At 70.9% G+C, this 22559-nt stretch carries 20 protein-coding genes, 3 tRNA genes and 2 pseudogenes; all 25 read left to right on the forward strand.

Going from position 1 to position 22559, the window contains the following annotated elements; all coding sequences use genetic code 11:
- The first annotated feature begins 22 nt into the window (after positions 1-22).
- A tRNA-Thr gene (locus Acit_RS01040) sits at positions 23-98 on the forward strand.
- A 1-nt stretch (position 99) separates the two neighbouring features.
- A tRNA-Met gene (locus tag Acit_RS01045) sits at positions 100-176 on the forward strand.
- Between the two features lie 40 nt (positions 177-216).
- Complete coding sequence (rpmG, locus tag Acit_RS01050; protein ID WP_248105086.1) at positions 217-381, forward strand: 50S ribosomal protein L33; 165 nt, start codon at positions 217-219, stop codon at positions 379-381.
- Between the two features lie 47 nt (positions 382-428).
- Positions 429-1061 (forward strand): RNA polymerase sigma factor, encoded by a 633-nt coding sequence (locus Acit_RS01055; RefSeq protein ID WP_248105087.1) that lies wholly within the window; start codon positions 429-431, stop codon positions 1059-1061.
- A 91-nt stretch (positions 1062-1152) separates the two neighbouring features.
- Complete coding sequence (locus Acit_RS01060; protein WP_248105088.1) at positions 1153-1662, forward strand: hypothetical protein; 510 nt, start codon at positions 1153-1155, stop codon at positions 1660-1662.
- A tRNA-Trp gene (locus tag Acit_RS01065) sits at positions 1653-1728 on the forward strand. The genes Acit_RS01060 and Acit_RS01065 overlap by 10 nt, the downstream gene beginning before the upstream one ends.
- Positions 1729-1771: 43 nt before the next feature.
- Positions 1772-2086 carry a preprotein translocase subunit SecE gene (gene secE, locus Acit_RS13370; protein WP_248105089.1) on the forward strand — a complete coding sequence of 105 codons (315 nt, stop codon included), beginning with the start codon at positions 1772-1774 and terminating at the stop codon, positions 2084-2086.
- Positions 2086-2823 (forward strand): transcription termination/antitermination protein NusG, encoded by a 738-nt coding sequence (gene nusG, locus Acit_RS01075; RefSeq protein ID WP_312708959.1) that lies wholly within the window; start codon positions 2086-2088, stop codon positions 2821-2823. Before secE ends, nusG begins: the two co-directional genes overlap by 1 nt.
- Positions 2824-2886: 63 nt before the next feature.
- Complete coding sequence (gene rplK, locus Acit_RS01080) at positions 2887-3318, forward strand: 50S ribosomal protein L11 (RefSeq protein WP_248105091.1); 432 nt, start codon at positions 2887-2889, stop codon at positions 3316-3318.
- A gap of 103 nt (positions 3319-3421) precedes the next feature.
- Entirely contained in the window at positions 3422-4138 is a 717-nt protein-coding gene (rplA, locus tag Acit_RS01085; RefSeq protein WP_248105093.1) for a 50S ribosomal protein L1, read from the forward strand.
- A 230-nt stretch (positions 4139-4368) separates the two neighbouring features.
- On the forward strand, positions 4369-4959 hold the full coding sequence (gene rplJ, locus Acit_RS01090) for a 50S ribosomal protein L10 (RefSeq protein WP_248105094.1): 591 nt from the start codon (positions 4369-4371) through the stop codon (positions 4957-4959).
- Between the two features lie 84 nt (positions 4960-5043).
- Positions 5044-5436 (forward strand): 50S ribosomal protein L7/L12, encoded by a 393-nt coding sequence (rplL, locus tag Acit_RS01095; RefSeq protein ID WP_248105096.1) that lies wholly within the window; start codon positions 5044-5046, stop codon positions 5434-5436.
- A gap of 696 nt (positions 5437-6132) precedes the next feature.
- Entirely contained in the window at positions 6133-9714 is a 3582-nt protein-coding gene (rpoB, locus tag Acit_RS01100; RefSeq protein WP_282435988.1) for a DNA-directed RNA polymerase subunit beta, read from the forward strand.
- A pseudogene (locus Acit_RS01105) lies at positions 9715-13633 on the forward strand (DNA-directed RNA polymerase subunit beta').
- 255 nt (positions 13634-13888) lie between these two features.
- A complete protein-coding gene (gene rpsL / locus Acit_RS01110; protein ID WP_248105100.1) occupies positions 13889-14260 on the forward strand; it encodes a 30S ribosomal protein S12 in 372 nt (123 codons plus the stop codon).
- A 1-nt stretch (position 14261) separates the two neighbouring features.
- Positions 14262-14732 (forward strand): 30S ribosomal protein S7, encoded by a 471-nt coding sequence (rpsG, locus tag Acit_RS01115; protein ID WP_248105101.1) that lies wholly within the window; start codon positions 14262-14264, stop codon positions 14730-14732.
- A 101-nt stretch (positions 14733-14833) separates the two neighbouring features.
- Complete coding sequence (gene fusA, locus Acit_RS01120) at positions 14834-16927, forward strand: elongation factor G (protein WP_248105102.1); 2094 nt, start codon at positions 14834-14836, stop codon at positions 16925-16927.
- Positions 16928-17136: 209 nt separating this feature from the next.
- Positions 17137-18272, forward strand: a pseudogene (locus Acit_RS01125) (elongation factor Tu).
- A 36-nt stretch (positions 18273-18308) separates the two neighbouring features.
- The gene (gene rpsJ / locus Acit_RS01130) at positions 18309-18635 is read left to right on the forward strand and encodes a 30S ribosomal protein S10 (protein ID WP_248105103.1); all 327 of its coding nucleotides are present in this window, start codon (positions 18309-18311) and stop codon (positions 18633-18635) included.
- 365 nt (positions 18636-19000) lie between these two features.
- Positions 19001-19663: a 50S ribosomal protein L3 gene (gene rplC / locus Acit_RS01135; protein ID WP_248105104.1), complete on the forward strand. Its 663-nt coding sequence runs from the start codon at positions 19001-19003 to the stop codon at positions 19661-19663.
- A gap of 86 nt (positions 19664-19749) precedes the next feature.
- Positions 19750-20442, forward strand: a complete 693-nt coding sequence (gene rplD / locus Acit_RS01140; RefSeq protein WP_376745992.1) for a 50S ribosomal protein L4 — start codon at positions 19750-19752, stop codon at positions 20440-20442.
- On the forward strand, positions 20439-20732 hold the full coding sequence (gene rplW, locus Acit_RS01145) for a 50S ribosomal protein L23 (protein ID WP_248105107.1): 294 nt from the start codon (positions 20439-20441) through the stop codon (positions 20730-20732). The genes rplD and rplW overlap by 4 nt, the downstream gene beginning before the upstream one ends.
- 13 nt (positions 20733-20745) lie before the next feature.
- On the forward strand, positions 20746-21549 hold the full coding sequence (gene rplB, locus Acit_RS01150) for a 50S ribosomal protein L2 (RefSeq protein ID WP_248105109.1): 804 nt from the start codon (positions 20746-20748) through the stop codon (positions 21547-21549).
- 39 nt (positions 21550-21588) lie between these two features.
- The gene (gene rpsS / locus Acit_RS01155) at positions 21589-21867 is read left to right on the forward strand and encodes a 30S ribosomal protein S19 (protein ID WP_248105110.1); all 279 of its coding nucleotides are present in this window, start codon (positions 21589-21591) and stop codon (positions 21865-21867) included.
- Positions 21868-21869: 2 nt separating this feature from the next.
- Positions 21870-22559 (forward strand): 50S ribosomal protein L22, encoded by a 690-nt coding sequence (rplV, locus tag Acit_RS13790; protein WP_376745979.1) that lies wholly within the window; start codon positions 21870-21872, stop codon positions 22557-22559.

Raw genomic sequence — 22559 nt, forward strand, 5'->3', positions numbered from 1 at the left:
GGGGTCTGCCGGGCAGTTCGGCGCCCCCTTAGCTCAGTCGGCAGAGCACAGCCATGGTAAGGCTGGTGTCGTCGGTTCGATTCCGACAGGGGGCTCCAAGGCGGCGTAGCTCAGTTGGTCAGAGCACACGGCTCATAATCGTGGGGTCGCGGGTTCGAGTCCCGCCGCCGCTACCATCGGCCCCGGAGCGGCCGCCGACGCCCAAGGAGGAGGGTCATGGCCAAGAACGAGAAGCGAGTCCAGGTGACCCTTGCCTGCGAGGTCTGCAAGCGGCGGAACTACATCACGACCAAGAACCGGCAGAACGACCGGGAGCGGATCGAGCTCACGAAGTACTGCCGCTTCGACCGCCGGCACACCCTCCACCGGGAGACCCGCTGAGGCCAGGGCGGTCCCGGCAGAGCGCCGAGGAGTCCGGGCTGGCCGGCGTGGTCCGGGCGGCCCGAGCCGGCGACGCCGGTGCCGTCGGGGCGTTGATCGCCGCCACCTACGGCGAGGTCCTCGGGGTCGCCCAGCGGATCCTCCAGGACCCCCACGACGCTGCCGACGCCGCCCAGGAAACCTACGTCCGGGCCATCCGTGGCCTGCGTCGTTTCCGGGGCGACGCCCAGGTCAGCACCTGGCTCTACCGGATCGCTGTCCGCTGCGCCCTGGATCTCCGCCGGGCCCAGGCCCGGCGGCGGGAGATCGGCTTGGACCAGCTGACCGCCGACCAGCTGGCCGCCGAGCACGGGGCCCTGCGCAGCGCTGCGCCGGACCCGGCGGTCGCTCCCGAGCGGGCCGAGCAGCGGGCCGAGCTGGCCGCCGCCCTCCAGGGACTCCCCGACCGGCTCCGCTTGACGGTCCTGCTTCGAGATGTCGAAGGCTTCTCGACCGCCGAGACCGCCCAGTTCCTGGGCATCAGCGAGACCGCGGCCAAGGTCCGGCTCCATCGGGGCCGTCGGTTGCTCCGAGAACGGCTCTTCGGCGCTCAGGACCCACGACCGGCCGCCAGGGACGCCCGGCGGCCCCGCTCCAGCGAGCGTCAGGCCCCAGGAGGGCCCCGTGCGGTGGCCGGCTGAACCCAAGTCGTGGGGCCGCTGGCCCCTCGGAGGAGCACGGCGCCGAGCGGCGGGGTTCCCTGACGATGGCGCCATCGCCGACTGCGCCCGCGTGCTCGCCGCCCTCCCCGAGCTCGTCGAGCGGCTCCCGGGCGGCCGGCCGGCCGGTCCGATCGCCGAGAGGTCGACCGGGCAGCGGGGGGAGCCGAGCGGGGAGCCGCTGCTTCGCCACCTGGCGGGTTGTCCGGCGTGCCAAGAGGAGCTCGCTCGTTACCGCTGGCTCCGCCGGGGGCTGCGGGGCCTTCGCGTCGCGTGGGCCGGGGGCCCGAGCCCGTCGGGGTGGGTCGAACAGGTCGGGGCGATGGAGGCCCGGGTCCTGGCCGAGCTCCGCCGCCGAGCCGCCCGCACCAGACGGCGTCTCTTCGCTGCCGGTGCGTCCCTCAGCGTGGTGATCGCTGGCGCGGTGGTCGTGCGGCGGGGACCCGGGCTCGTGCGCCACCGGCGCCCTCCCGCCGAGCCCGCCGGCTGGCCCGACCTGCTAACCTCGCGCATCGGCCCCGTGCGGTCGGTCCCGGCGGGGCGGACGACGGCGACCGGGCTCAGGGCCGTCGAAGGGCAGTAGCTCAAGTGGTAGAGCACCGGTCTCCAAAACCGGCGGTTGGGGGTTCGAGTCCCTCCTGCCCTGCCAGGACCGGGCCCGAGCGTCGCCGGAGACGAGAACGAAGAGAGCCGTGAGCCGTCAGAGCAACCCCACCAGTGGAGCGTCCGAGACCCTCGAGGAGGGTCCGGTCGTCTCCGTGGCTGCCGGACAGCGAGCCGCCGTCCGGGGCGAGGTCGACCACCCCGAAGGGCTTTCGCTGCCTGCTCGGGTCGCCGAGTTCGGTCGGGAGATCCGCGCCGAGCTCCGCCAGGTGGCCTGGCCCAGTCGTTCCGAAGTGGTGAACTCTGCCACGGTCGTCATCGTGACCCTCGTCGTGCTGGTGGCAGCCATCTTCGGCCTGAACTGGCTGTTCTCCCACGCCGTGACCTTCCTGCTCGGAGCATGATGGGCGACGACCTGGACCTGAGCACCGGTGGGGCCGACGCCTGGGCCCTCGTGGACCAGGTCACCGACCCGGCCTTGGCCCCCGCCGACGACCAGGGGGCCGATTCGGGCGCCTTCGAGGGCGCCGAGGTGGAGGACCTCGAAGGGCTGGAGGAGTTGGAGGAGGCGCCTCCCCAGGAGAGCCCCTACGACCGGCCCGGCCGGTGGTACGTCATCCACAGCTACGCCGGCTACGAGAACAAGGTGAAGTCCAACCTCGAGAGCCGGATCGTCTCCATGAACATGGAGGACCGCATCTTCGAGGTCGTGGTGCCGGTCGAGGACGTCGTGGAGTTCAAGAACGGCCGCAAGGTCGTCGTCCAGAAGAAGGTCTTCCCCGGCTACCTCCTGGTCCGCTGCCACCTCGACGACGACTCCTGGGCGGTCATCCGCAACACCCCTGGCGTCACCGGGTTCGTCGGTCCGGGCACCAAGCCCACGCCGCTCTCCCGTCGGGAGGTCGAGAGCATCCTGCAGGTCCCAGCGGCCGGAACGGCCAGCGAGGCGCCCAAGCGGAGCAAGCCGCGCCTGGCCTTCGAGGTGGGCGAGTCCGTCCGGGTCCGAGAGGGACCGTTCGCCGACTTCTCGGGGCAGATCGCCGAGATCAACGAGGACCAGCTCAAACTGAAGGTCCTCGTCAACATCTTCGGCCGGGAGACCCCGGTCGAGTTGGAGTTCAGCCAGGTCGCCAAGCTCTGACCCCGGCCCCCTGGGGGTCGAGGACGAGCGCGCTGGGAGAGGATCGGGAGAGGAGCACCAAGGGTGGCACCGAAGAAAAAGGTCGTGGCCGTCGTGAAGATCCAGTTGCCCGCGGGCGGGGCGACCCCAGCCCCGCCGGTCGGCACCGCCCTCGGTCCCCACGGCGTCCAGACCATGGAGTTCTGCAAGCAGTACAACGCGGCGACCGAGGCCCAAAAGGGCACCATCGTGCCCGTCGAGATCACCATCTACGAGGACCGCAGCTTCACCTTCCAGCTCAAGACCCCCCCGACCCCCGTCCTCATCCGCCAGGCGGCCGGGCTGGAGAAGGGCTCGGCCACCACCGGCCGCAGCCAGGCCGGCAGCTTGACGCTCGAGCAGGTCCGGGAGATCGCCAAGGTGAAGCTGCCAGACCTCAACACCGAGGATCTCGAAGCCGCCGCCAAGCAGGTGGCCGGCACCGCCCGATCCATGGGTGTCGCCGTCGTCGGCTGAGTCGGGGCCGACCAGGGGCTTGCAACAGCAGAGAGGAGGCGGTCCCTTCGGGCCGCAGACCGGGCGGCCAGGGCCGCTCGCCAGGAGCGTGGAGGACCGGGACGTGCACAGAGGCAAGAGGTATCGGCAAGCGGCTGAGCGCTTCGACCGCAACGCGCTCTACCCCCCGGGCGACGCCATCGACCTGGTGAAGGCCCTGGCTGCCGCTCGTTTCGACGAGACCGTCGAGCTGGCAGTCCGCCTGGGGGTCGACCCCCGCAAGCAGGACCAAGTGGTCCGGGGCACTGTCAGCCTCCCTGCCGGGACCGGCCGGGAGACTCGAGTCGCGGTCTTCGCCGCTGGCGAGGCGGCTGCCGAGGCCCGCGAGGCCGGGGCGGACGTGGTCGGGGCCGACGACCTGGTGGCCCGGGTCGAAGGGGGCTTCTTGGACTTCGACGTGGCCATCGCCACCCCGGACCTCATGGCCCAGGTCGGCCGCCTGGGCCGCATCCTTGGTCCCCGGGGCCTCATGCCCAACCCCCGCACCGGCACCGTGACCACCGACGTCGGCCGGGCCGTGCGGGAGTTCAAGGCCGGCCGGGTCGAGTACCGGACCGACAAGGTCGGCAACGTCCACGTGCCCATCGGCAAGATCTCCTTCGAGCGGGAGCAGCTCCTGGAGAACTTCCACGCCGTCATCGAGGAGCTGGTCCGAGCCAAGCCGGCCTCGGCGAAGGGCCGCTACCTCCGGGCCGTCACCGTTGCCTCCACCATGGGCCCCGGGGTCCGGGTCGACCCGGCCAAGGCTCGCGAGGCCCTCGAGCTGGCGGCCACCGCCTAGGTCTCGCCGCCAGCGGGCATGCGCTAGCATGCCTGGGCTGCACTCCGCAGCACCGCAGCAACGACCAGCGCCGCTGCCGAAGACCCCTGGCTGTGCCAACGGCACCGAAGACCCACCACCGTGGGGGCCGGGCGAGGGAGCGACTTTGCAGCCTGCTTCGCTCGGGCTTCGAAGGCGGCGCCTGCCCGTCGACGGGCAGCGCAGCAGGATCCCGAGGAGGCAGGAGCGACGTGCTCGAGCAACCCAGGCCCGAGAAGGTGGCGGTCGTCGAAGAGGTCCGGCAACGACTGGACCAGGCCGACGCCGCCATCCTCACCGAATACCGGGGCCTCACCGTGGCCGAGTTGGCCCAGCTCCGGCGATCGTTGGCGCCGGTCGGCGGCGACTACAAGGTCTTCAAGAACACCCTGGTCCGCCTGGCCGTGACCGGCCGCCCCGAGGAGCCGATCAGCGAGCTCCTCAAGGGCCCCACCGCCCTGGCCTTCGTTCGGGGGGACGTCGCGGCCGTCGCCAAGGCCCTCCGGGACTTCGCCCGAGCCAACCCGGCGCTGGTCATCAAAGGCGGCCTCGTCGACGGCCGGCTCCTCTCGGCCCCCGAGCTCTCCTCCCTGGCCGACCTCCCGCCCCGCGACGTCCTCCTGGCCCAGCTCGCCGGGGCCCTGGCGGCACCGCTGCGTCAGCTGGCCGGCCTGCTCGAGGCCCTGCCCCGCAACCTCGCCTACGGCCTCAAGGCCCTCCTCGATCAGCAGGGTGGGGCGCCCGCCGAGCCCGCCGAGGCAGCCGGGCCCGCCGAGCCGGCCGACGAGGCCCCGACGGCCTGACCACGCCGGCTGGGTTGCTGCCCGGGCGGCGACCCAGCCCTTCGACCCCCGACCGTGACCAACCGCACGAAGGAGCAAGCATCGATGGCACTGACGAAGGAAGAGATCCTCGACGGCATCGCCTCCCTGACGGTCCTGGAGCTCGCCGAGCTCCTCAAGGCCTTCGAGGAGCGCTTCGGGGTCACCGCCGCCGCCCCCGTGGCAGTGGCCGCCGCGCCCGTGGCCGCCGGTGGTGGGGAGGCCGCTGCTGCCGAAGAGGACGAGAAGAGCGAGTTCGACGTCATCCTGGCCTCGGCCGGCGACAAGAAGATCCAGGTCATCAAGGAGGTCCGGGCCCTCACCAGCCTGGGGCTCAAGGAGGCCAAGGACCTCGTCGACGGGGCGCCCAAGCCGGTCCTCGAGCGGGTCTCCAAGGAGGAGGCCGAGAAGGCCAAGGCGCAGCTGGAAGAGGCTGGCGCCACCGTCGAGATCAAGTAGCCCACCGTCGAGCCCACGGAGCCGGGCGCGGGGTCTCCGACCCCAGCGACCCGAGCGGGGCGTCTGGAGCTGGGCTCGGCGCGTTGGTCGCCGGGCCCAGCTCCGCGACCGGTGCCAACGGGAAAAAGGAAGAAGGAGTCTTCCGGCTGGGCCACCGGCGCTGGTCCGGCCGGCGCGGCAGCGTCGGGTGGTGCCGGGGCGGTGTGGGCCCGAACGCCTCAGCGAGGGGCGGACGACTCCAAAACACAACATGTCACACAAACTCCACAACGGCGGCGCGCTGATCCTCGAGTGCGGGCCCGCGCGGAGCTGGCCGATCGCCGGCGGGGGCACGCGACCCGCGAGGGCGATCAGCCGAAGAAGTGCTTGACGACGGGCCAGCGGGTCCGTACCCTGACCGTGGTCGACTGCCGGTTTGCAGTCGGCGGCGTCAGCGCGTAAACTGAGGGAGCCGTGTCCCTCGTCGCGCTCTCCCTCTCTCTCGTGCTTGCATGACGCGACTCTCGCTCGCGTCAAACCGCTGTCGAACCGTCACGCCTGGTGCTCTCCCGTTGCTGGGGGCCAGTCAGGGCGTGGTGGCGGTCCGTGCCGGGCGCGATCTGACTGGCAGGGGTGAGGAGCGCTCACGTCAGTGTGCCCGCCGGAGGGATCCGGCCGCGCCGACGAGGGGGTGGCGGTCCCACACATGCCGTTCCGCTGACAGGGAGGAGTAGGCCCGTGCCTTCTCGGTCGAAGAGCCCCGATCGGTTCTCCTTCGCCAACCTCGACGAGGTCTTGCCGCTCCCTGACCTGATCGCCATCCAGCGGGAGTCCTTCCAGTGGTTCTTGGACAAGGGCCTGGCTGAAGCCTTCGCCGACATCAGCCCAATCGAGGACTTCACCGGCCAGCTGAGCCTGGAGCTGGAGTTCGACGCCAGCGACCCGGACCTGCGGCCCCCGCCGAAGTTCTCGGTGGAGGAGTGCCGGGAGAAGGACATGACCTACGCCGCCCCGGTCTTCGTGCGGGCCCGGTTCATGAACGCCCAGACCGGGGAGATCAAGGAGCAGACGGTCTTCATGGGCGACTTCCCCATGATGACCGACAAGGGGACCTTCATCATCAATGGCACCGAGCGGGTGGTGGTGAGCCAGCTGGTGCGGTCGCCGGGGGTGATCTTCCAGCCGGGGCGAGACGCCAAGACCATCGTGACCGGCACGATCCACCCCTACCGGGGCGAGTGGATCGAGCTCGACGTGGAGGCCCGGCCGTCACGGGACGTGACCGCAGGGGCCCGGGTGGCCCGCAAGCGGCGGCTGTCGCTGTTCGTGCTGTTGCGGGCCCTGGGCTACGAGGACCCGGCCTTCTTGGAGCGTTTCGTCCGGCACTTCGACTTCCTGGAGGGTCAGTGGGACAAGGAGCGGGACCTGGCCCCGACCCGGGACGAGGCCCTGCTGGAGATCTACAAGCGGGCTCGGCCCGGTGAGCCGCTGTCGGTGGAGGCCGCCCGGGCGTACTTCGAGAACGCCTTCTTCAACCCGAAGCGCTACGACCTGACGAGGGTCGGGCGGTACAAGCTGAACCGGAAGCTGGGGCCGGAGATGGACCGGATCGAACGGGAGCTCCAGGTGGAGCTGGAGCGGCCCGACCCGGACCAGCCGGTGCTGAGCCCAGCCGAGATCCTGGCCACGGCCAGCTACATGCTGCACCTGGCCGACGGTGAGGTGGGGTACCGGATCGACGACCAGGACCACTTCGCGAACCGGCGGATCCGGTCGGTCGGGGAGTTGATCCAGAACCAGGTGCGGGTGGGGCTCTCGCGCATGGAGCGGGTGGTGCGGGAGCGGATGACGACGCAGGACGTGGAGGCCATCACCCCGCAGACCCTGATCAACATCCGGCCGGTGGTGGCGGCCATCAAGGAGTTCTTCGGGACCAGCCAGCTGAGCCAGTTCATGGACCAGAACAACCCGCTGTCGGGGCTGGCCCACAAGCGGCGGCTCTCGGCGCTGGGTCCGGGGGGCCTGTCGCGGGAGCGGGCCGGGTTCGAGGTCCGGGACGTCCACAGCTCGCACTACGGCCGGATGTGCCCCATCGAGACCCCAGAGGGACCGAACATCGGCCTGATCGGTGCCCTGGCCACCTACGCCCGGGTGAACGAGCACGGTTTCATCGAGACCCCCTACCGGAAGGTCGTGGACGGCCGGGTGACCGACGAGATCGTCTACCTGGCCGCCGACGAGGAGGAAGAGCACGTCATCGCCCAGGCCAACGCGAAGTTGGACGACGAGGGGCGGTTCGTGGACCAGCGGGTGCTGGTCCGCCGGGGGCCCCAGGGCGCGGGGGTGCGGGTGGGGGCCACCTCGACCTCCTACGGGACGACCAGCGAGGTCGACTACGTCCCGCCGAGCGAGGTGGACCTCATGGACGTGTCCACGAAGCAGATCGTCTCGGTCTCCACGGCCCTGATCCCCTTCGTGGAGCACGACGACGCCAACCGGGCCCTGATGGGGGCCAACATGCAGAAGCAGGCCGTGCCGCTGGTGGTGCCCGAGGCGCCCTACATCGGGACCGGCGTGGAGGCCCGGGCCGCCCAGGACGCCGGGGACGTGGTGCTGGCCGAGGGCGAGGGCACCGTGGTGGAGGTGACGGGCGACCACGTGGTGGTCGAGTACCGGCCGGGCGAGAAGGACCGGCTGGGCCAGGAGCTCGGGCGGAAGGTGTACCGCCTGGCCAAGTTCCGGCGGTCCAACCAGAACACCTGCATCAACCAGAAGCCGGTGGTGGACGAAGGGCAGGAGGTCGAGCGGGGGGACCTGCTGGCCGACGGCCCGGCCACCCACAACGGCGAGCTGGCCCTGGGCAAGAACCTGCTGGTGGCCTTCATGCCCTGGGAGGGCTACAACTTCGAGGACGCCATCATCCTCTCCGAGCGCCTCGTCCGGGACGACGTCCTGACCTCCATCCACATCGAGGAGCACGAGGTGGACGCCCGGGACACGAAGCTCGGTGCCGAGGAGATCACCCGGGACATCCCGAACCTGCCCGAGGAGGTCCTGGCGGACCTCGACGAGCGGGGCATCATCCGGATCGGTGCCGAGGTCGACGCCGGCGACGTGCTGGTCGGCAAGGTGACCCCGAAGGGGGAGACGGAGCAGACCCCCGAGGAGCGGCTGCTGCGGGCCATCTTCGGGGAGAAGGCACGGGAGGTGCGGGACACGTCCTTGAAGGTCCCCCACGGGGAGTCCGGCAAGGTCATCGACGTGCGGGTCTTCTCCCGAGACGACGCCCACGAGCTCCCACCCGGGGTGAACCAGCTGGTGCGGGTGTACGTGGCCCAGAAGCGGAAGATCTCCGAGGGCGACAAGCTGGCCGGGCGGCACGGCAACAAGGGCGTCATCTCGAAGATCCTGCCGGTCGAGGACATGCCGTTCCTGGCCGACGGGACGCCGGTCGACATCATCTTGAACCCCTTGGGCGTGCCGAGCCGGATGAACGTGGGCCAGGTCCTCGAGTCCCACCTGGGCTACGCGGCCCGCTGGGGCTGGGAGGACAGCCCGCTGCACAACGAGCCGATCCGGGGCACCGAGCGCAAGACCCGCCCGCGCACCGAGCCGGCGGTCTGGGTGGCCACGCCGGCCTTCGACGGGGCCCACTGGGACGAGGAGGACGAGGCTGGTCGGCACCCGACCATCAAGCAGCTCTTCGAGCGGCTGCGGCCCGACGCCGCCGACGGTCGTCGACTGATCGGGCCGGACGGCAAGGCCACCCTCTACAACGGTCGGACCGGCGAGCCCTACGACAACCCCATCTCGGTGGGCTACGTCTACATCATGAAGCTGGCCCACCTGGTGGACGACAAGATCCACGCCCGCTCGACGGGCCCCTACTCGATGATCACGCAGCAGCCCCTCGGCGGGAAGGCCCAGTTCGGTGGGCAGCGCTTCGGGGAGATGGAGGTCTGGGCCCTCGAGGCCTACGGGGCCGCCTACGCCCTCCAGGAGCTGTTGACCATCAAGTCCGACGACGTGCTGGGTCGGGTGAAGGTCTACGAGGCCATCGTGAAGGGGGAGAACATCCCTGAGCCGGGCATCCCGGAGAGCTTCAAGGTCCTGATCAAGGAGATGCAGTCCCTCTGCCTGAACGTCGAGGTGCTCTCGACGAGCGGCGAGGAGATCGAGATGCGGGAGCTGGACGAGGACGTCTTCCGGACGACCGAGGAGCTGGGGATCGACATCAGTCGGCCCGAGCGGGGGTCGGACGAGGAGGACGAGCGCCGTGCCGCGGAGAGGAGCCTGTAGATGCTGGACGTGAACGACTTCGACCAGCTCCGGATCGGCCTGGCCACCGCGGAGGCCATCAGGGCCTGGTCCAACGGCGAGGTGAAGAAGCCCGAGACCATCAACTACCGGACCCTGCGGCCGGAGAAGGACGGGCTGTTCTGCGAGAAGATCTTCGGTCCGACCAAGGACTGGGAGTGCTACTGCGGGAAGTACAAGCGGGTCCGCTTCAAGGGCATCATCTGCGAGCGCTGCGGCGTCGAGGTGACCCGCTCGAAGGTCCGTCGGGAGCGCATGGGCCACATCGAGCTGGCGGCGCCGGTGGTCCACATCTGGTACCTGCGGGGCACCCGGAGCTGGCTGGCCTACCTGCTGATGGGCACCGAGGCCCGTGAGGAGCTGAAGGCCAAGCAGCTGGAGAAGGTCATCTACTTCGCCGCCAACCTGGTCACGGCGGTGGACGAGGAGAAGCTCCACCAGGACCTGCCGAACCTGGAGGCCGAGCTCCAGGAAGAGGTCGCCCAGATCGAGCGGCAGCGGGACCTGGAGATCGACCAGCGCTTCAAGGCCCTCGAGGAGGAGCTGTCCCGTCTGGAGGCCGAGGGGGCCCGGGAGGCCGAGCTGAAGGCCCGCCAGCGGGCGGTGGAGCGGGAGATCGCCCAGGTCCGGGAGCGGGCCGAGGCCGACATCGAGATCGCCAAGCGGGCCTTCGACGAGCTCCGGGACCTCTTCCCCCGCAAGATCATCGAGGACGAGATGCTCTGGCGCGAGCTGCGGCTCCGCTACGACGAGTACTTCGAGGGCGGCATGGGCGCCGAGGCCATCGCCCAGCTCCTGGAGCGGATCGACCTGGACGCCGAGGAGCAGAAGCTGCGGGAGGCCATCGACGCCACCGACGGCCGCCGGCCCCTGTCGGCGCAGCGGCGCCAGAAGGCCATCAAGCGGTTGAAGATCGTCTCGGCCTTCAACCGCCGCGACGAGCAGGGCCGGCGGGTCAACGACCCGCGGGCCATGATCCTGCAGGCCGTCCCGGTCATCCCGCCGGACCTGCGGCCCATGGTGCAGCTGGATGGCGGCCGGTTCGCCACCTCGGACCTGAACGACCTCTACCGGCGGGTCATCAACCGGAACAACCGCCTGAAGCGGCTCCTGGACCTCGGCGCCCCCGAGATCATCATCAACAACGAGAAGCGGATGCTCCAGGAGGCGGTCGACGCCCTCTTCGACAACGGCCGCCGGGGCCGGCCGGTCACCGGTCCGGGCAACCGGCCCCTGAAGAGCCTCTCGGACATGCTGAAGGGCAAGCAGGGCCGGTTCCGGCAGAACCTGCTGGGCAAGCGGGTGGACTACTCGGGCCGGTCGGTCATCGTGGTCGGCCCGACCTTGAAGCTGCACCAGTGCGGGCTTCCCAAGCTCATGGCCCTCGAGCTCTTCAAGCCCTTCGTCATGAAGCGCCTGGTCGACCTCGAGCTGGCCCAGAACGTGAAGTCGGCGAAGCGGATGGTGGAGCGCCGTCGTCCCCAGGTCTGGGACGTGCTGGAGAGCGTCATCAAGGAGCACCCGGTCCTGTTGAACCGGGCCCCGACCCTGCACCGCCTGGGCATCCAGGCTTTCGAGCCGGTCCTGGTCGAGGGCAAGGCCATCCAGATCCACCCGCTGGTCTGCACGGCCTTCAACGCCGACTTCGACGGGGACCAGATGGCGGTCCACCTGCCGCTCTCCGCCGAGGCGCAGGCCGAGGCCCGGGTGCTCATGCTGTCGGCGAACAACATCCTCTCGCCCGCGACCGGCCGGCCGATCACGGTGCCCACGCAGGACATGGTCTTCGGTGCCTACTACCTGACCCTGCAGGTCGAGGGCGAGCCCGGCGAAGGGCGGGTCTTCCGGCACGCCTTCGAGGTCGAGCGGGCCCTCGACGAGGGTTCCTTGGGCCTGCACGCCCCGATCGAGCTGCGGCCTCAGCCGGGGACCGAGCTCTACCGGGCGGTGGCCCGCGCCGAGGGGGCCGACCCCGAAGCGGGCGAGCCGCTGCGGATCCAGACGACGGCTGGTCGCCTGCTGTTCAACCTGGCCCTCCCCGAGGGCTTCCGCTACGTGAACGACGTCATCGGCAAGCGGAACACCCCCATCGGGGCGGTGGTGGAGGAGATCTCGGCCAACCAGCCCAAGGCGGTGGTGGCGGCCTGCCTGGACCGCATCAAGGAGCTGGGCTTCCGCTACGCCGCCCAGTCCGGTCTGACCATCTCGATCGACGACGTCCGGACCCCGCCGGAGAAGGCGGCCATCTTGGACCGCTACGAGCGGGAGGCCGAGAAGGCCGAGAGCCAGTTCAAGCGGGGCATCATCACCGACGACGAGCGCCGCCAGAAGGAGGTCGAGATCTGGACCTCGGCCACCTCGGAGGTCGGTCGGGTCATGGAGCAGACCCTCTCGCAGATGCGCTTCAACCCCCTCGACATGATGGTCGACTCAGGGGCCCGAGGGAACGCCCAGCAGATCCGGCAGATCGCCGGCATGAAGGGGCTGGTCTCCAACCCCCGGGGCGAGATGATCCCCCGGCCCATCAAGTCCTCCTTCCGGGAGGGCCTCTCGGTCCTGGAGTACTTCATCTCGACCCACGGGGCCCGCAAGGGCCTGGCCGACACCGCCCTGCGGACGGCCGACTCCGGGTACCTGACCCGGCGGCTGGTCGACGTGGCCCAGGAGCTGATCGTCCGGGAGGAGGACTGCGGCACCAGCCGGGGCATCTGGCTCGACGACGTGGTGCCCGACGAGGCCGGCCGGCGCTCCTACCTGGAGACCCGGCTCTACGGCCGGGTGCTGGCCGAGCCGGTCCAGCTGAGCGACGGCACCCGCCTGGAGGCGGGGGAGCTGCTGGACGACGCCAAGGTCGCCCAGCTCCGGGACGACCCCGGGGTGCAGCGGGTCCGGGTCCGCTCGGTCCTGACCTGCGAAGCCGAGCACGGCGTCTGCGCCCTGTGCTACGGCCAGTCCCTGGCCACCGGCAAGCTGATCGAGCTCGGGGAGGCCGTGGGGGTCATCGCTGCCCAGTCCATCGGGGAGCCGGGGACCCAGCTGACCATGCGGACCTTCCACACCGGGGGCATCGTCGGCGAGGACATCACCCACGGCCTGCCCCGGGTGGTCGAGCTCTTCGAGGCCCGGACCCCGAAGGGGGCGGCCGTCTTGGCCCGGACCTCCGGGGTGGTCCGGATCACCGACGAGGAGAACGGCAAGCGGATCACGGTCGTGGCCGACGACGGCACCGAGGAGTCCACGGTGGTCAGTGCCCGGGCTCACCTGGAGGTGCGAGACGGCCAGGAGGTCCAGGCCGGCGACGCCCTGGTCGAGGGGCCCAAGGACCCCAAGGAGCTGCTCGAGGTCCGGGGCATCCGGGAGACCCAGCAGTACCTGGTGGCCGAGGTCCAGAAGGTCTACCGGGACCAGGGCGTCTCGATCCACGACAAGCACATCGAGCTCATCGTCCGGCAGATGCTCCGCCGGGTCCTGGTGGCCGAGTCGGGAGACTCCCCGTTCCTGCCCGGTGAGCGGGTCGACGCCCAGGTCTACGCCGAGGTCAACCGGTCCCTGGTCCAAGAGGGCAAGCGGCCGGCCGAGGGTCGCCCCGAGCTCATGGGCATCACGAAGGCCTCCTTGGCCACCGACTCCTGGCTCTCGGCGGCCTCCTTCCAGGAGACCACCCGGGTGCTGACCGAGGCGGCCATCGAGAGCCGCTCCGACCAGCTCTTCGGCCTGAAGGAGAACATCATCATCGGCAAGCTCATCCCGGCGGGGACCGGCATGGACGCCTACCGCCGGATCCAGGTCGAGCTGCCCGACGCCGTCACGGTGGCCCTCCGCAGCTACGGCTTCGACGAGGAGACCGAGGGCCTGGCTGCCTGGCTCCGGGACAGCGGTGAGCGTCCCGCCGACGGGCTGAGCGGCGACGGCCTGCCTGACGGGGTGCCGACCGGCTGGCCGACCGACGGCGACCCGGGCAGCGGCCCGGAGGAGGCCGGCGGCCAGCTGGAGGCTGGCGCCTGAGGTCCCGGGTCCACGGGGGCGCCGGGTTGGTCCCCCGACCGGCCCGGTTGCCCCGGGGGCCCCGAGGCACTACCATTGCTCCGCTGCGCGCCGGGCGGCCTGGCCGGCCAGGTTCCCGGCAGTCCACCACCGTCTCACCACGAGGTCACGCGTGCCCACCATCGAGCAGCTGGTCCGCAAGGGTCGGGCCACCAAGCCGTCGAAGACGAAGACCCCGGCGCTCCGTGGCGCTCCCCAGCGCCGCGGGGTGTGCACCCGGGTGTTCACCACCACCCCGAAGAAGCCGAACTCGGCGCTGCGGAAGGTCGCGCGGGTCCGGCTGACCTCGGGGATCGAGGTCAGCGCCTACATCCCCGGCGTGGGCCACAACCTGCAGGAGCACTCCATCGTCCTGGTGCGGGGCGGTCGGGTGAAGGACTTGCCGGGGGTGCGCTACAAGGTCGTCCGGGGGGCCCTCGATGCCGCCGGGGTCCGGGAGCGCAAGCAGGCCCGGTCCCGCTACGGCGCGAAGAAGGAGTCCTGAGATGCCGCGCAACGGTCCGGCACCGCGCCGGGAGCTGACCCCGGACCCGGTCTACCGCTCGGTCCTGGTCACCCAGCTGGTCAACAAGGTCCTCTCCCGGGGCAAGCGAACCCTGGCCGAGCGGATCGTCTACCAGGCCTTGGAGCTGGTCCGGGAGCGCAGCGGGAACGACCCGGTGCAGACCCTGAAGAAGGCGGTGGAGGCGACCCGACCCGAGCTCGAGGTCCGCAGCCGGCGGGTTGGCGGCGCCACCTACCAGGTGCCGGTCGAGGTCCGGCCTCGGCGGGCCACCACCCTGGCCATCCGCTGGCTCGTCGGCTACGCCCGGCAGCGGCGGGAGAAGACCATGGTGGAGCGCCTGGCCGGGGAGATCCTGGACGCGGCGAACGGCACGGGGGCGGCGGTGAAGCGGCGGGAGGACCTCCACAAGATGGCCGAGTCGAACCGGGCCTTCGCCCACTACCGCTGGTGAGCCACCAGCTGCGAACAGTGCTGACCGTTGCCTGGGGGGGTGCCGGCGGCCGGCACGACCGTTCTCCAGTCCCGAGCCCCGACGAGCGATAAGAGCAGAGCATGGCCGACGCACGCCCCATTCGAGAGTTTCCCCTGGCCAGGACCCGGAACATCGGGATCATGGCCCACATCGACGCCGGCAAGACGACGACGACCGAGCGGATCCTCTACTACACCGGCAAGAACTACAAGATCGGCGAAGTCCACGAGGGCGCCGCCACCATGGACTGGATGGTCCAGGAGCAGGAGCGGGGCATCACCATCACGTCGGCCGCCACCACCTGCACTTGGCGGGACCACTGGATCAACATCATCGACACCCCGGGCCACGTGGACTTCACCGTTGAGGTCGAGCGGTCCCTGCGGGTCCTCGACGGCGCGGTGGCGGTGTTCGACGCCGTGGCCGGGGTGGAGCCGCAGACCGAGACGGTGTGGCGGCAGGCCAACAAGTACCACGTGCCTCGGATCTGCTTCGTCAACAAGATGGACCGGGTCGGGGCGGACTTCCCTCGGACGGTGGCCATGATCCGGGATCGGCTGGAGGCCGTCCCGGCGGTGGTGCAGCTGCCGATCGGCGTCGAGGCCAGCTTCCAGGGCGTGGTCGACCTGCTGACCATGAAGGCCTTGGTCTGGGAGGAGGGCCTGGGGGACCGCTGGCGGGAGGAGGAGCTGCCGGCCGAGCTGGTCCAGGAAGCCGAGGACGCCCGGCACCAGCTGGTGGACACCCTCTCGAACTTCGACGACGACCTGACCGAGAAGTTCCTGGCCGAAGAGGAGATCACGGCGGAGGACCTTCGTCGGGCCCTGCGGCGGGCCACCATCGGGGCCCAGGTGGTGCCGGTCCTCTGCGGGTCGGCCTTCAAGAACAAGGGCGTCCAGCCACTGCTCGACGCGGTCGTCGACTACCTGCCGAGCCCCTTGGACCTGCCCCCGGTCACCGGGAGCGGCCCCGGTGGCGAGACGGTGGAGCGCAAGGCGGACGACAACGAGCCGTTCTGCGCGCTGGCCTTCAAGATCATGACCGACCCCTACGTGGGCAAGCTGACCTACATCAGGGTCTACTCGGGCAGCCTGGCCAAGGGGTCCACGGTGCTGAACGCCACGAAGGACCGCAAGGAGCGCATCGGGCGGATCCTCCAGATGCACGCCAACCACCGGGAGGACAAGGACGCGGTCTTCACCGGGGACATCGTGGCGGTCGTCGGGCTGAAGAACACCACGACCGGGGACACCCTCTGCGACCCGGCTCATCCCCTGACCCTGGAGGCCCTGGAGTTCCCCGAGCCGGTCATCCACGTGGCCGTGGAGCCCAAGACGAAGGCCGACCAGGACAAGCTCTCGAAGGCCCTCTTCGCCCTCGCCGAGGAGGACCCGACCTTCCGGGTGCGGACCGACGAGGAGACCGGCCAGACCGTGATCTCGGGCATGGGCGAGCTGCACCTGGAGGTGCTGGTCGACCGGATGCTGCGGGAGTTCTCGGTCGACGCCAACGTGGGCAAGCCCCAGGTCGCCTACCGGGAGACGATCCGGAAGCCGGTCGAGAAGGTCGAGGAGCGCTACGTCCGGCAGACCGGTGGCCGGGGCCAGTACGGCCACGTGGTCATCAACCTCGAGCCCACCGGGCCCGGCGGGGGCTACGAGTTCGTCGACAAGATCACCGGCGGGGTCATCCCGAAGGAGTACATCCCGGCGGTCGACGCCGGCATCCAGGAGGCCCTCACGAACGGGGTCCTGGCCGGCTACCCCATGGTGGACGTCCGGGTGACCCTGGTCTTCGGTTCGTTCCACGAGGTCGACTCCTCGGAGATGGCCTTCAAGATCGCCGGCTCGATGGCCGTGAAGAAGGCCGCCCAGCTGGCCGACCCGGTCCTCCTCGAGCCGATCATGGCCGTCGAGGTCGTCACCCCGGAGGACTACATGGGGGACGTCATCGGCGACCTGTCCTCCCGGCGGGGCAAGATCGAGGGCATGGAGCAGCGGGGCGCCAGCCAGGTCATCCGGGCCTTGGTCCCGCTGGCCGAGATGTTCGGCTACGCTACCGACCTGCGTTCGCGGACGCAGGGCCGCGCCACGTACACCATGCAGTTCAGCGCCTACCAGGAGGTGCCGGACTCCATCGCTCGGGAGATCGTCGCCCGGGCGAAGGGGGAGTGACCGAGGTGACCAGCGGTCCACACCGCTGGTGCCGGTGGTCCCGACCCGCAGGCGGGGGAGGACGGCCGGCCACCGAGGAACCGCCGCCCCCCACCGGGGCCCCGGCACCCGCCTGGGCCGCTGGCTGCTGAGCAGCGAGGACCACCGAAGAGCAACCGGAGGCGTCGCCCGACAGGGACCGCCTGAGACCAGGAGCCGTACCGACCGCCATGGCCAAGCAGAAGTTCGAGCGCACCAAGCCCCACGTCAACATCGGGACGATGGGCCACATCGACCACGGCAAGACCACCTTGACCGCGGCGATCACGAAGGTCCTCTCCGAGCAGAACCCGAACGTCTCCTTCACGCCCTTCGACCAGATCGACAAGGCGCCGGAGGAGAAGGCCCGGGGCATCACCATCTCGATCGCCCACGTGGAGTACGAGACCGAGAAGCGGCACTACGCGCACGTCGACATGCCGGGCCACGCCGACTACATCAAGAACATGATCACCGGCGCCGCCCAGGTCGACGGGGCGATCCTGGTGGTCTCGGCGGCCGACGGCCCCATGCCCCAGACCCGGGAGCACGTCCTCTTGGCCCGGCAGGTCGGGGTGCCCTACATCGTGGTGGCCCTGAACAAGGCCGACATGGTGGACGACGAGGAGCTGCTCGACCTGGTCGAGCTGGAGGTCCGGGAGCTGCTGAACCAGTACGAGTTCCCGGGGGACGACGTCCCGGTGGTCCGCGTTTCCGCCCTGAAGGCCCTCGAGGGCGACCCCGAGTGGACGCCGAAGATCCTCGAGCTCATGGCGGCCGTTGACGAGTACGTGCCCGAGCCCGAGCGGCCGATCGACCGGCCCTTCCTCATGCCCATCGAGGACGTGATGTCGATCACCGGGCGGGGCACCGTGGTGACCGGCAAGGTCGAGCAGGGGGTCATCAAGGTCGGTGAAGAGGTCGAGATCGTCGGCCTGCGGCCCACCCAGACGCCGGGGACAACATCGGCGCCCTGCTGCGGGGTATCAAGAAGGAGGAGGTCGAGCGGGGCCAGGTCCTGGCCAAGCCGGGCTCCATCACCCCCCACACGAACTTCGAGGCCAACGTCTACGTCCTGACCAAGGAGGAGGGCGGTCGGCACAAGCCCTTCTTCAACAACTACCGGCCCCAGTTCTACTTCCGGACCACCGACGTCACCGGCTCCATCAGCCTGCCCGAGGGCACCGAGATGGTCATGCCGGGGGACAACACGGCCATGACCGTCGAGCTCCAGAAGCCCATCGCCATGGACGAGGGCCTGCGGTTCGCCATCCGGGAGGGTGGCCGGACGGTCGGCGCCGGTCGGGTCACGAAGATCCTCAAGTAGTTCGCACCAGGGCCCGACCCGAAGGAGAACGGCGAAGTGGCCGACCAGAGCAGGCAGCGGATCAGGATCCGGCTGAAGGCCTACGATCACGAGATCCTGGACCAGTCCACGGAGAAGATCGTGCAGACCGTCCTGCGGACCCAAGCGAAGGTCCAGGGTCCCGTACCCTTGCCGACCGAGAAGCACCGGTTCACCGTGATCCGGTCGCCCCACAAGTACAAGGACAGCCGGGAGCACTTCGAGATGCGGGTCCACAAGCGGCTGGTCGACATCGTCGACCACACCCCGAAGACCGTGGACTCCCTCCAGCGCCTGGACCTGCCGGCCGGGGTGGACATCGAGATCAAGATCCAGCAGGCCTGAACCCGCTGGGTCGTGACGGCGCAGGGCCCCGGGCGGACGCCCGGGGCCCGAGCGCGTCGGGGGCCAGGACCGGCGGCCCGAGGACCGGCGGCCCGGCGTCCCGAGGCGGGGAGCCGGCCGGGGCCAGGGGCCCCGAGGGGCTGGCATGGATGCCGAGAGGGTGTATGATCTCCGCTCGGCTCGCCGGGCGGCCGGCCGAGGCTGACGCCCCTGCCCGGCAGACATGTCGACGTCCCCGGGCGCCCGCCCCTGGCGGGGACCCCGGGGCGCACCAGGTGCGGCGCTCCGCTCGGGCACCCGGGCGGAGCGTTGGCGTGCGAGGGCAGCTGCCCGGCGCAAGACGAGACGGAGAGGACCACGGGAAGGTGGCGACGAAGGCGATCGTGGGCGAGAAGCTCGGGATGACCCAGGTCTGGGACGACCAGCAACGGGTCGTGCCCGTCACCGTGCTCCGGGTCGCGCCCGCCCGGGTGGTGCAGGTCAAGACGCCCGAGAAGGAGGGCTACGCGGCCCTGCAGGTGACCTGGGGGGTCCGCCGGCCCTCCACCTTGACGAAACCGGAGCGAGGGCACTACGAGAAGGCCGGGGTGGAGCCGGGTCGGCGGCTGCTGGAGCTCCGGCTGGACGACGCCTCGGGCTACCAGGTGGGCCAGCAGCTCGACGCCGGTCTGCTGAGCGCCGGCGAGCGGGTGGACGCCATCGCGGTGTCCAAGGGCAAGGGGTTCGCCGGGGGCATGAAGCGGCACCACTTCCGGGGCCAGGGGGCAGCCCACGGCAACCACAAGAAGCACCGGGCCCCCGGGTCGGTGGGGGCCTGTGCTACCCCGGCCCGGGTCTTCAAGGGGACCCGGATGGCTGGTCGCCTGGGCGGTCGCCGGGTGACCACCTTGAACCTCCAGGTGGTCACGGCCGACCCGGAGCGGGAGCTGGTGGTGGTGAAGGGGGCCGTCCCCGGTCCGAAGGGAGCGGTGGTGATCCTGCGGAGCACCGTGAAGGCGCCGGCGGCTCGACAGGAGCGTTCGGCATGAGCGAGGGCACCGTTCTCGCAGAGCGAAGCGCCCGGCGGGCTCGGGTCCGTCCAGCCCCGGTCGCCCGGACCGTGACGAAGCGGTCTATGGACGGCAGCGCCCAGGGCGAGCTCGTCCTGGCGCCCGAGGTCTTCGGTATCCAGCCCAACCTGGCGGTCCTCCACCAGGTGGTCACGGCCCAGCTGGCGGCGGCCAGGGCTGGGACCCAGTCGACGAAGACCCGAGCCGAGGTGGCGGGGGGCGGCGCGAAGCCCTTCCGGCAAAAGGGCCTCGGGCGTGCCCGGCAGGGCTCGATCCGGGCCCCCCAGTGGGTCGGTGGCGGGGTGGCCCTGGGTCCGAAGCCCCGGAGCTACCGCCAGCGAACCCCGAAGAAGATGATCCGTCTGGCCCTCCACTCGGCCCTGGCCGACCGGGCGGCGGAGGGGCGGGTCTGCGTGCTGGACCGCTGGCAGTTCGAGCAGCCCTCGACGAAGCGGGCCAAGGCGGCCCTCGCCGCCCTGGGCCTGCGGGGCCGGGTCCTCGTGGTCGTCGGCCCCGAGGACGACCTGGCGGCCCGCTCCCTGCGCAACCTGCCGGAGGTCCAGCTGGTGGCTGCTGGGGAGCTGAACGCCTACGACGTGCTGCGCAGCGACTGGGTGCTGTTCACCGAGGCGACCCTGCCGGGCGCGGAGGGGAGGGGCGCTGCGGCTGAGCCGCCGTCCTCGGCGTCGCTGGCAGCGGCCCCCGAGGTCCCGGCCAGCGCCGAGCAGTCCGAGGCCGAGGAGGGCGGCGAGTCATGAAAGCAGCTGAGCAGGTCCTGCTCCGGCCGGTGATCTCCGAGAAGACCTACGGCCTCATGGACCGGGGGGTCTACGTCTTCGAGGTGGCACGCGACGCCACGAAGGTCGACGTCCGCACGGCCGTCGAACGGATCTTCGGGGTCCGGGTCGCCAAGGTCAACACCTTGGTCCGCAAGGGCAAGCAGCGCCGAAACCGCCGCACTGGCGTGGTGGGGCGGACGCCAACCGTGAAGCGGGCGGTCGTGAGCCTGGCGGGCGGGGACCGCATCGACCTGTTCGAGCAGAGCTGAGGAGTCGGGTCCGATGTCGTTGCGCAAGCGCAAGCCCACGAGCCCCGGCCGGCGGTTCCAGACGGTCTCGGACTTCGCCGAGATCACGCGGTCCCGTCCCGAGCGCTCCCTGGTCGTGCCCCTGCCGAGCACCGGGGGCCGCAACGCCCAGGGCCGCAAGACCGCCCGGCACCGGGGCGGTGGCCACAAGCGGCAGTACCGCATCATCGACTTCCGGCGGGACAAGGACGGCGTCCCGGCGAAGGTGGCGGCCATCGAGTACGACCCCAACCGCAACGCCCGCATCGCCCTGCTCCACTACCTGGACGGCGAGAAGCGCTACATCCTGGCTCCGGCCCAGGTGAAGGTGGGCGACGTCCTCCAAAGCGGGCAGGGGGCCGAGATCCGACCGGGCAACGCCATGCCCCTGCGCTACGTGCCGGTGGGCTCGACGGTCCACAACATCGAGCTCCGTCCCGGCCAGGGCGGCAAGCTGGCCCGGGGGGCGGGCATGAGCGCCCAACTGGTGGCCAAGGAAGGGGCGTACGCCACCCTCCGGCTGCCCTCCACCGAGATGCGCCGGGTCTCCATCGACTGCCGGGCCACCTTGGGGGTGGTCGGCAACGCGGAGGCCGAGCTGGTCTCCATCGGCAAGGCCGGCCGGAACCGCTGGCGCGGGGTGCGGCCTCAGACCCGAGGGGTGGCCATGAACCCGGTGGACCACCCCCTGGGGGGTGGGGAGGGCTGGGGCAAGCCCGAGGGGCGGACCCGTCGCCGTCACAAGCCGTCCGACCGGCTCATCGTCCGTCGCCGGCGCACCAGGGGTGCGCGGCGATGAGCCCCAGCCCGAGGTGGTCGCGGAGGAGAGGACCAGGTCATGCCGCGTAGCGTGAAGAAGGGGCCGTTCGTCGACGGCCACCTCCTCAAGAAGATCGACGCGCTGAACGCCGCCAACGAGAAGCGGGTCGTGAAGACCTGGTCGCGGCGCTCGACGATCATTCCCGAGATGGTCGGCCACACCATCGCCGTCCACGACGGCCGCAAGCACGTGCCGATCTACGTCACCGAGTCCATGGTCGGGCACAAGCTCGGCGAGTTCGCGCCGACGAGGACCTTCCGGTTCCACGCCGGCCAGGAGCGCCAGGGGAGGCGGTGAGAGTGGCCGGACCGAAGACCAACGAGCGGCCCGGCACCCGGGCGGTGCTCCGCCACTGCCGGATGTCGGCCAGCAAGGCCCGGCAGGTGCTCGACCTGGTGCGCGGCGAGGACGTCGACCGGGCCGAGGAGATCCTCCGGGCCACCCCCAGGGAAGCGGCCCGGGTCGTGGCCAAGGTCCTGGCTTCGGCGGTGGCCAACGCGGCCCACAACGACGGCCTGGACCCCGAGGAGCTCTACGTCGCGGCCTGCTACGCCGACGAGGGCACCACGCTGAAGCGCTGGCGGCCCCGGGCACGGGGTCGGGCCACCCGGATCCGCAAGCGCAGTTGCCACATCACGGTCATCGTGGCCCGCCTGCCCGAGGAGCGCCTGGCTCGGCGCCGGGCCAGGGCGGCGTCGACGGCCGCCCAGCGGGCCCGCCGGGTGGCGGCCAGCCGTCGCGAGGAGGTCCCGGCGCGGGCCCCCGAGGTCGAGGAGCCGACCCCGGAGGAAACGGCCCCCGGTGCGCTGACCGGCGAGGGGAGCGGCGTGGCGCAGACCGAGTCTGGCCCCGAGTCGACGACCGCCGAGGGCGCCCAGGCGGCCGAGCCGGACCTGGCAGAGGCGAGCGACCACGAAGAGGAGGGCCAGGCGGCGGCCGCGGAGCCGGCCGGGGCGGCCGAGGACGAGACCGAGGGAACCGAGGACTGA

Source organism: Aciditerrimonas ferrireducens (assembly GCF_023130475.1).
GTDB classification, from domain to species: domain Bacteria; phylum Actinomycetota; class Acidimicrobiia; order Acidimicrobiales; family UBA8190; genus Aciditerrimonas; species Aciditerrimonas ferrireducens.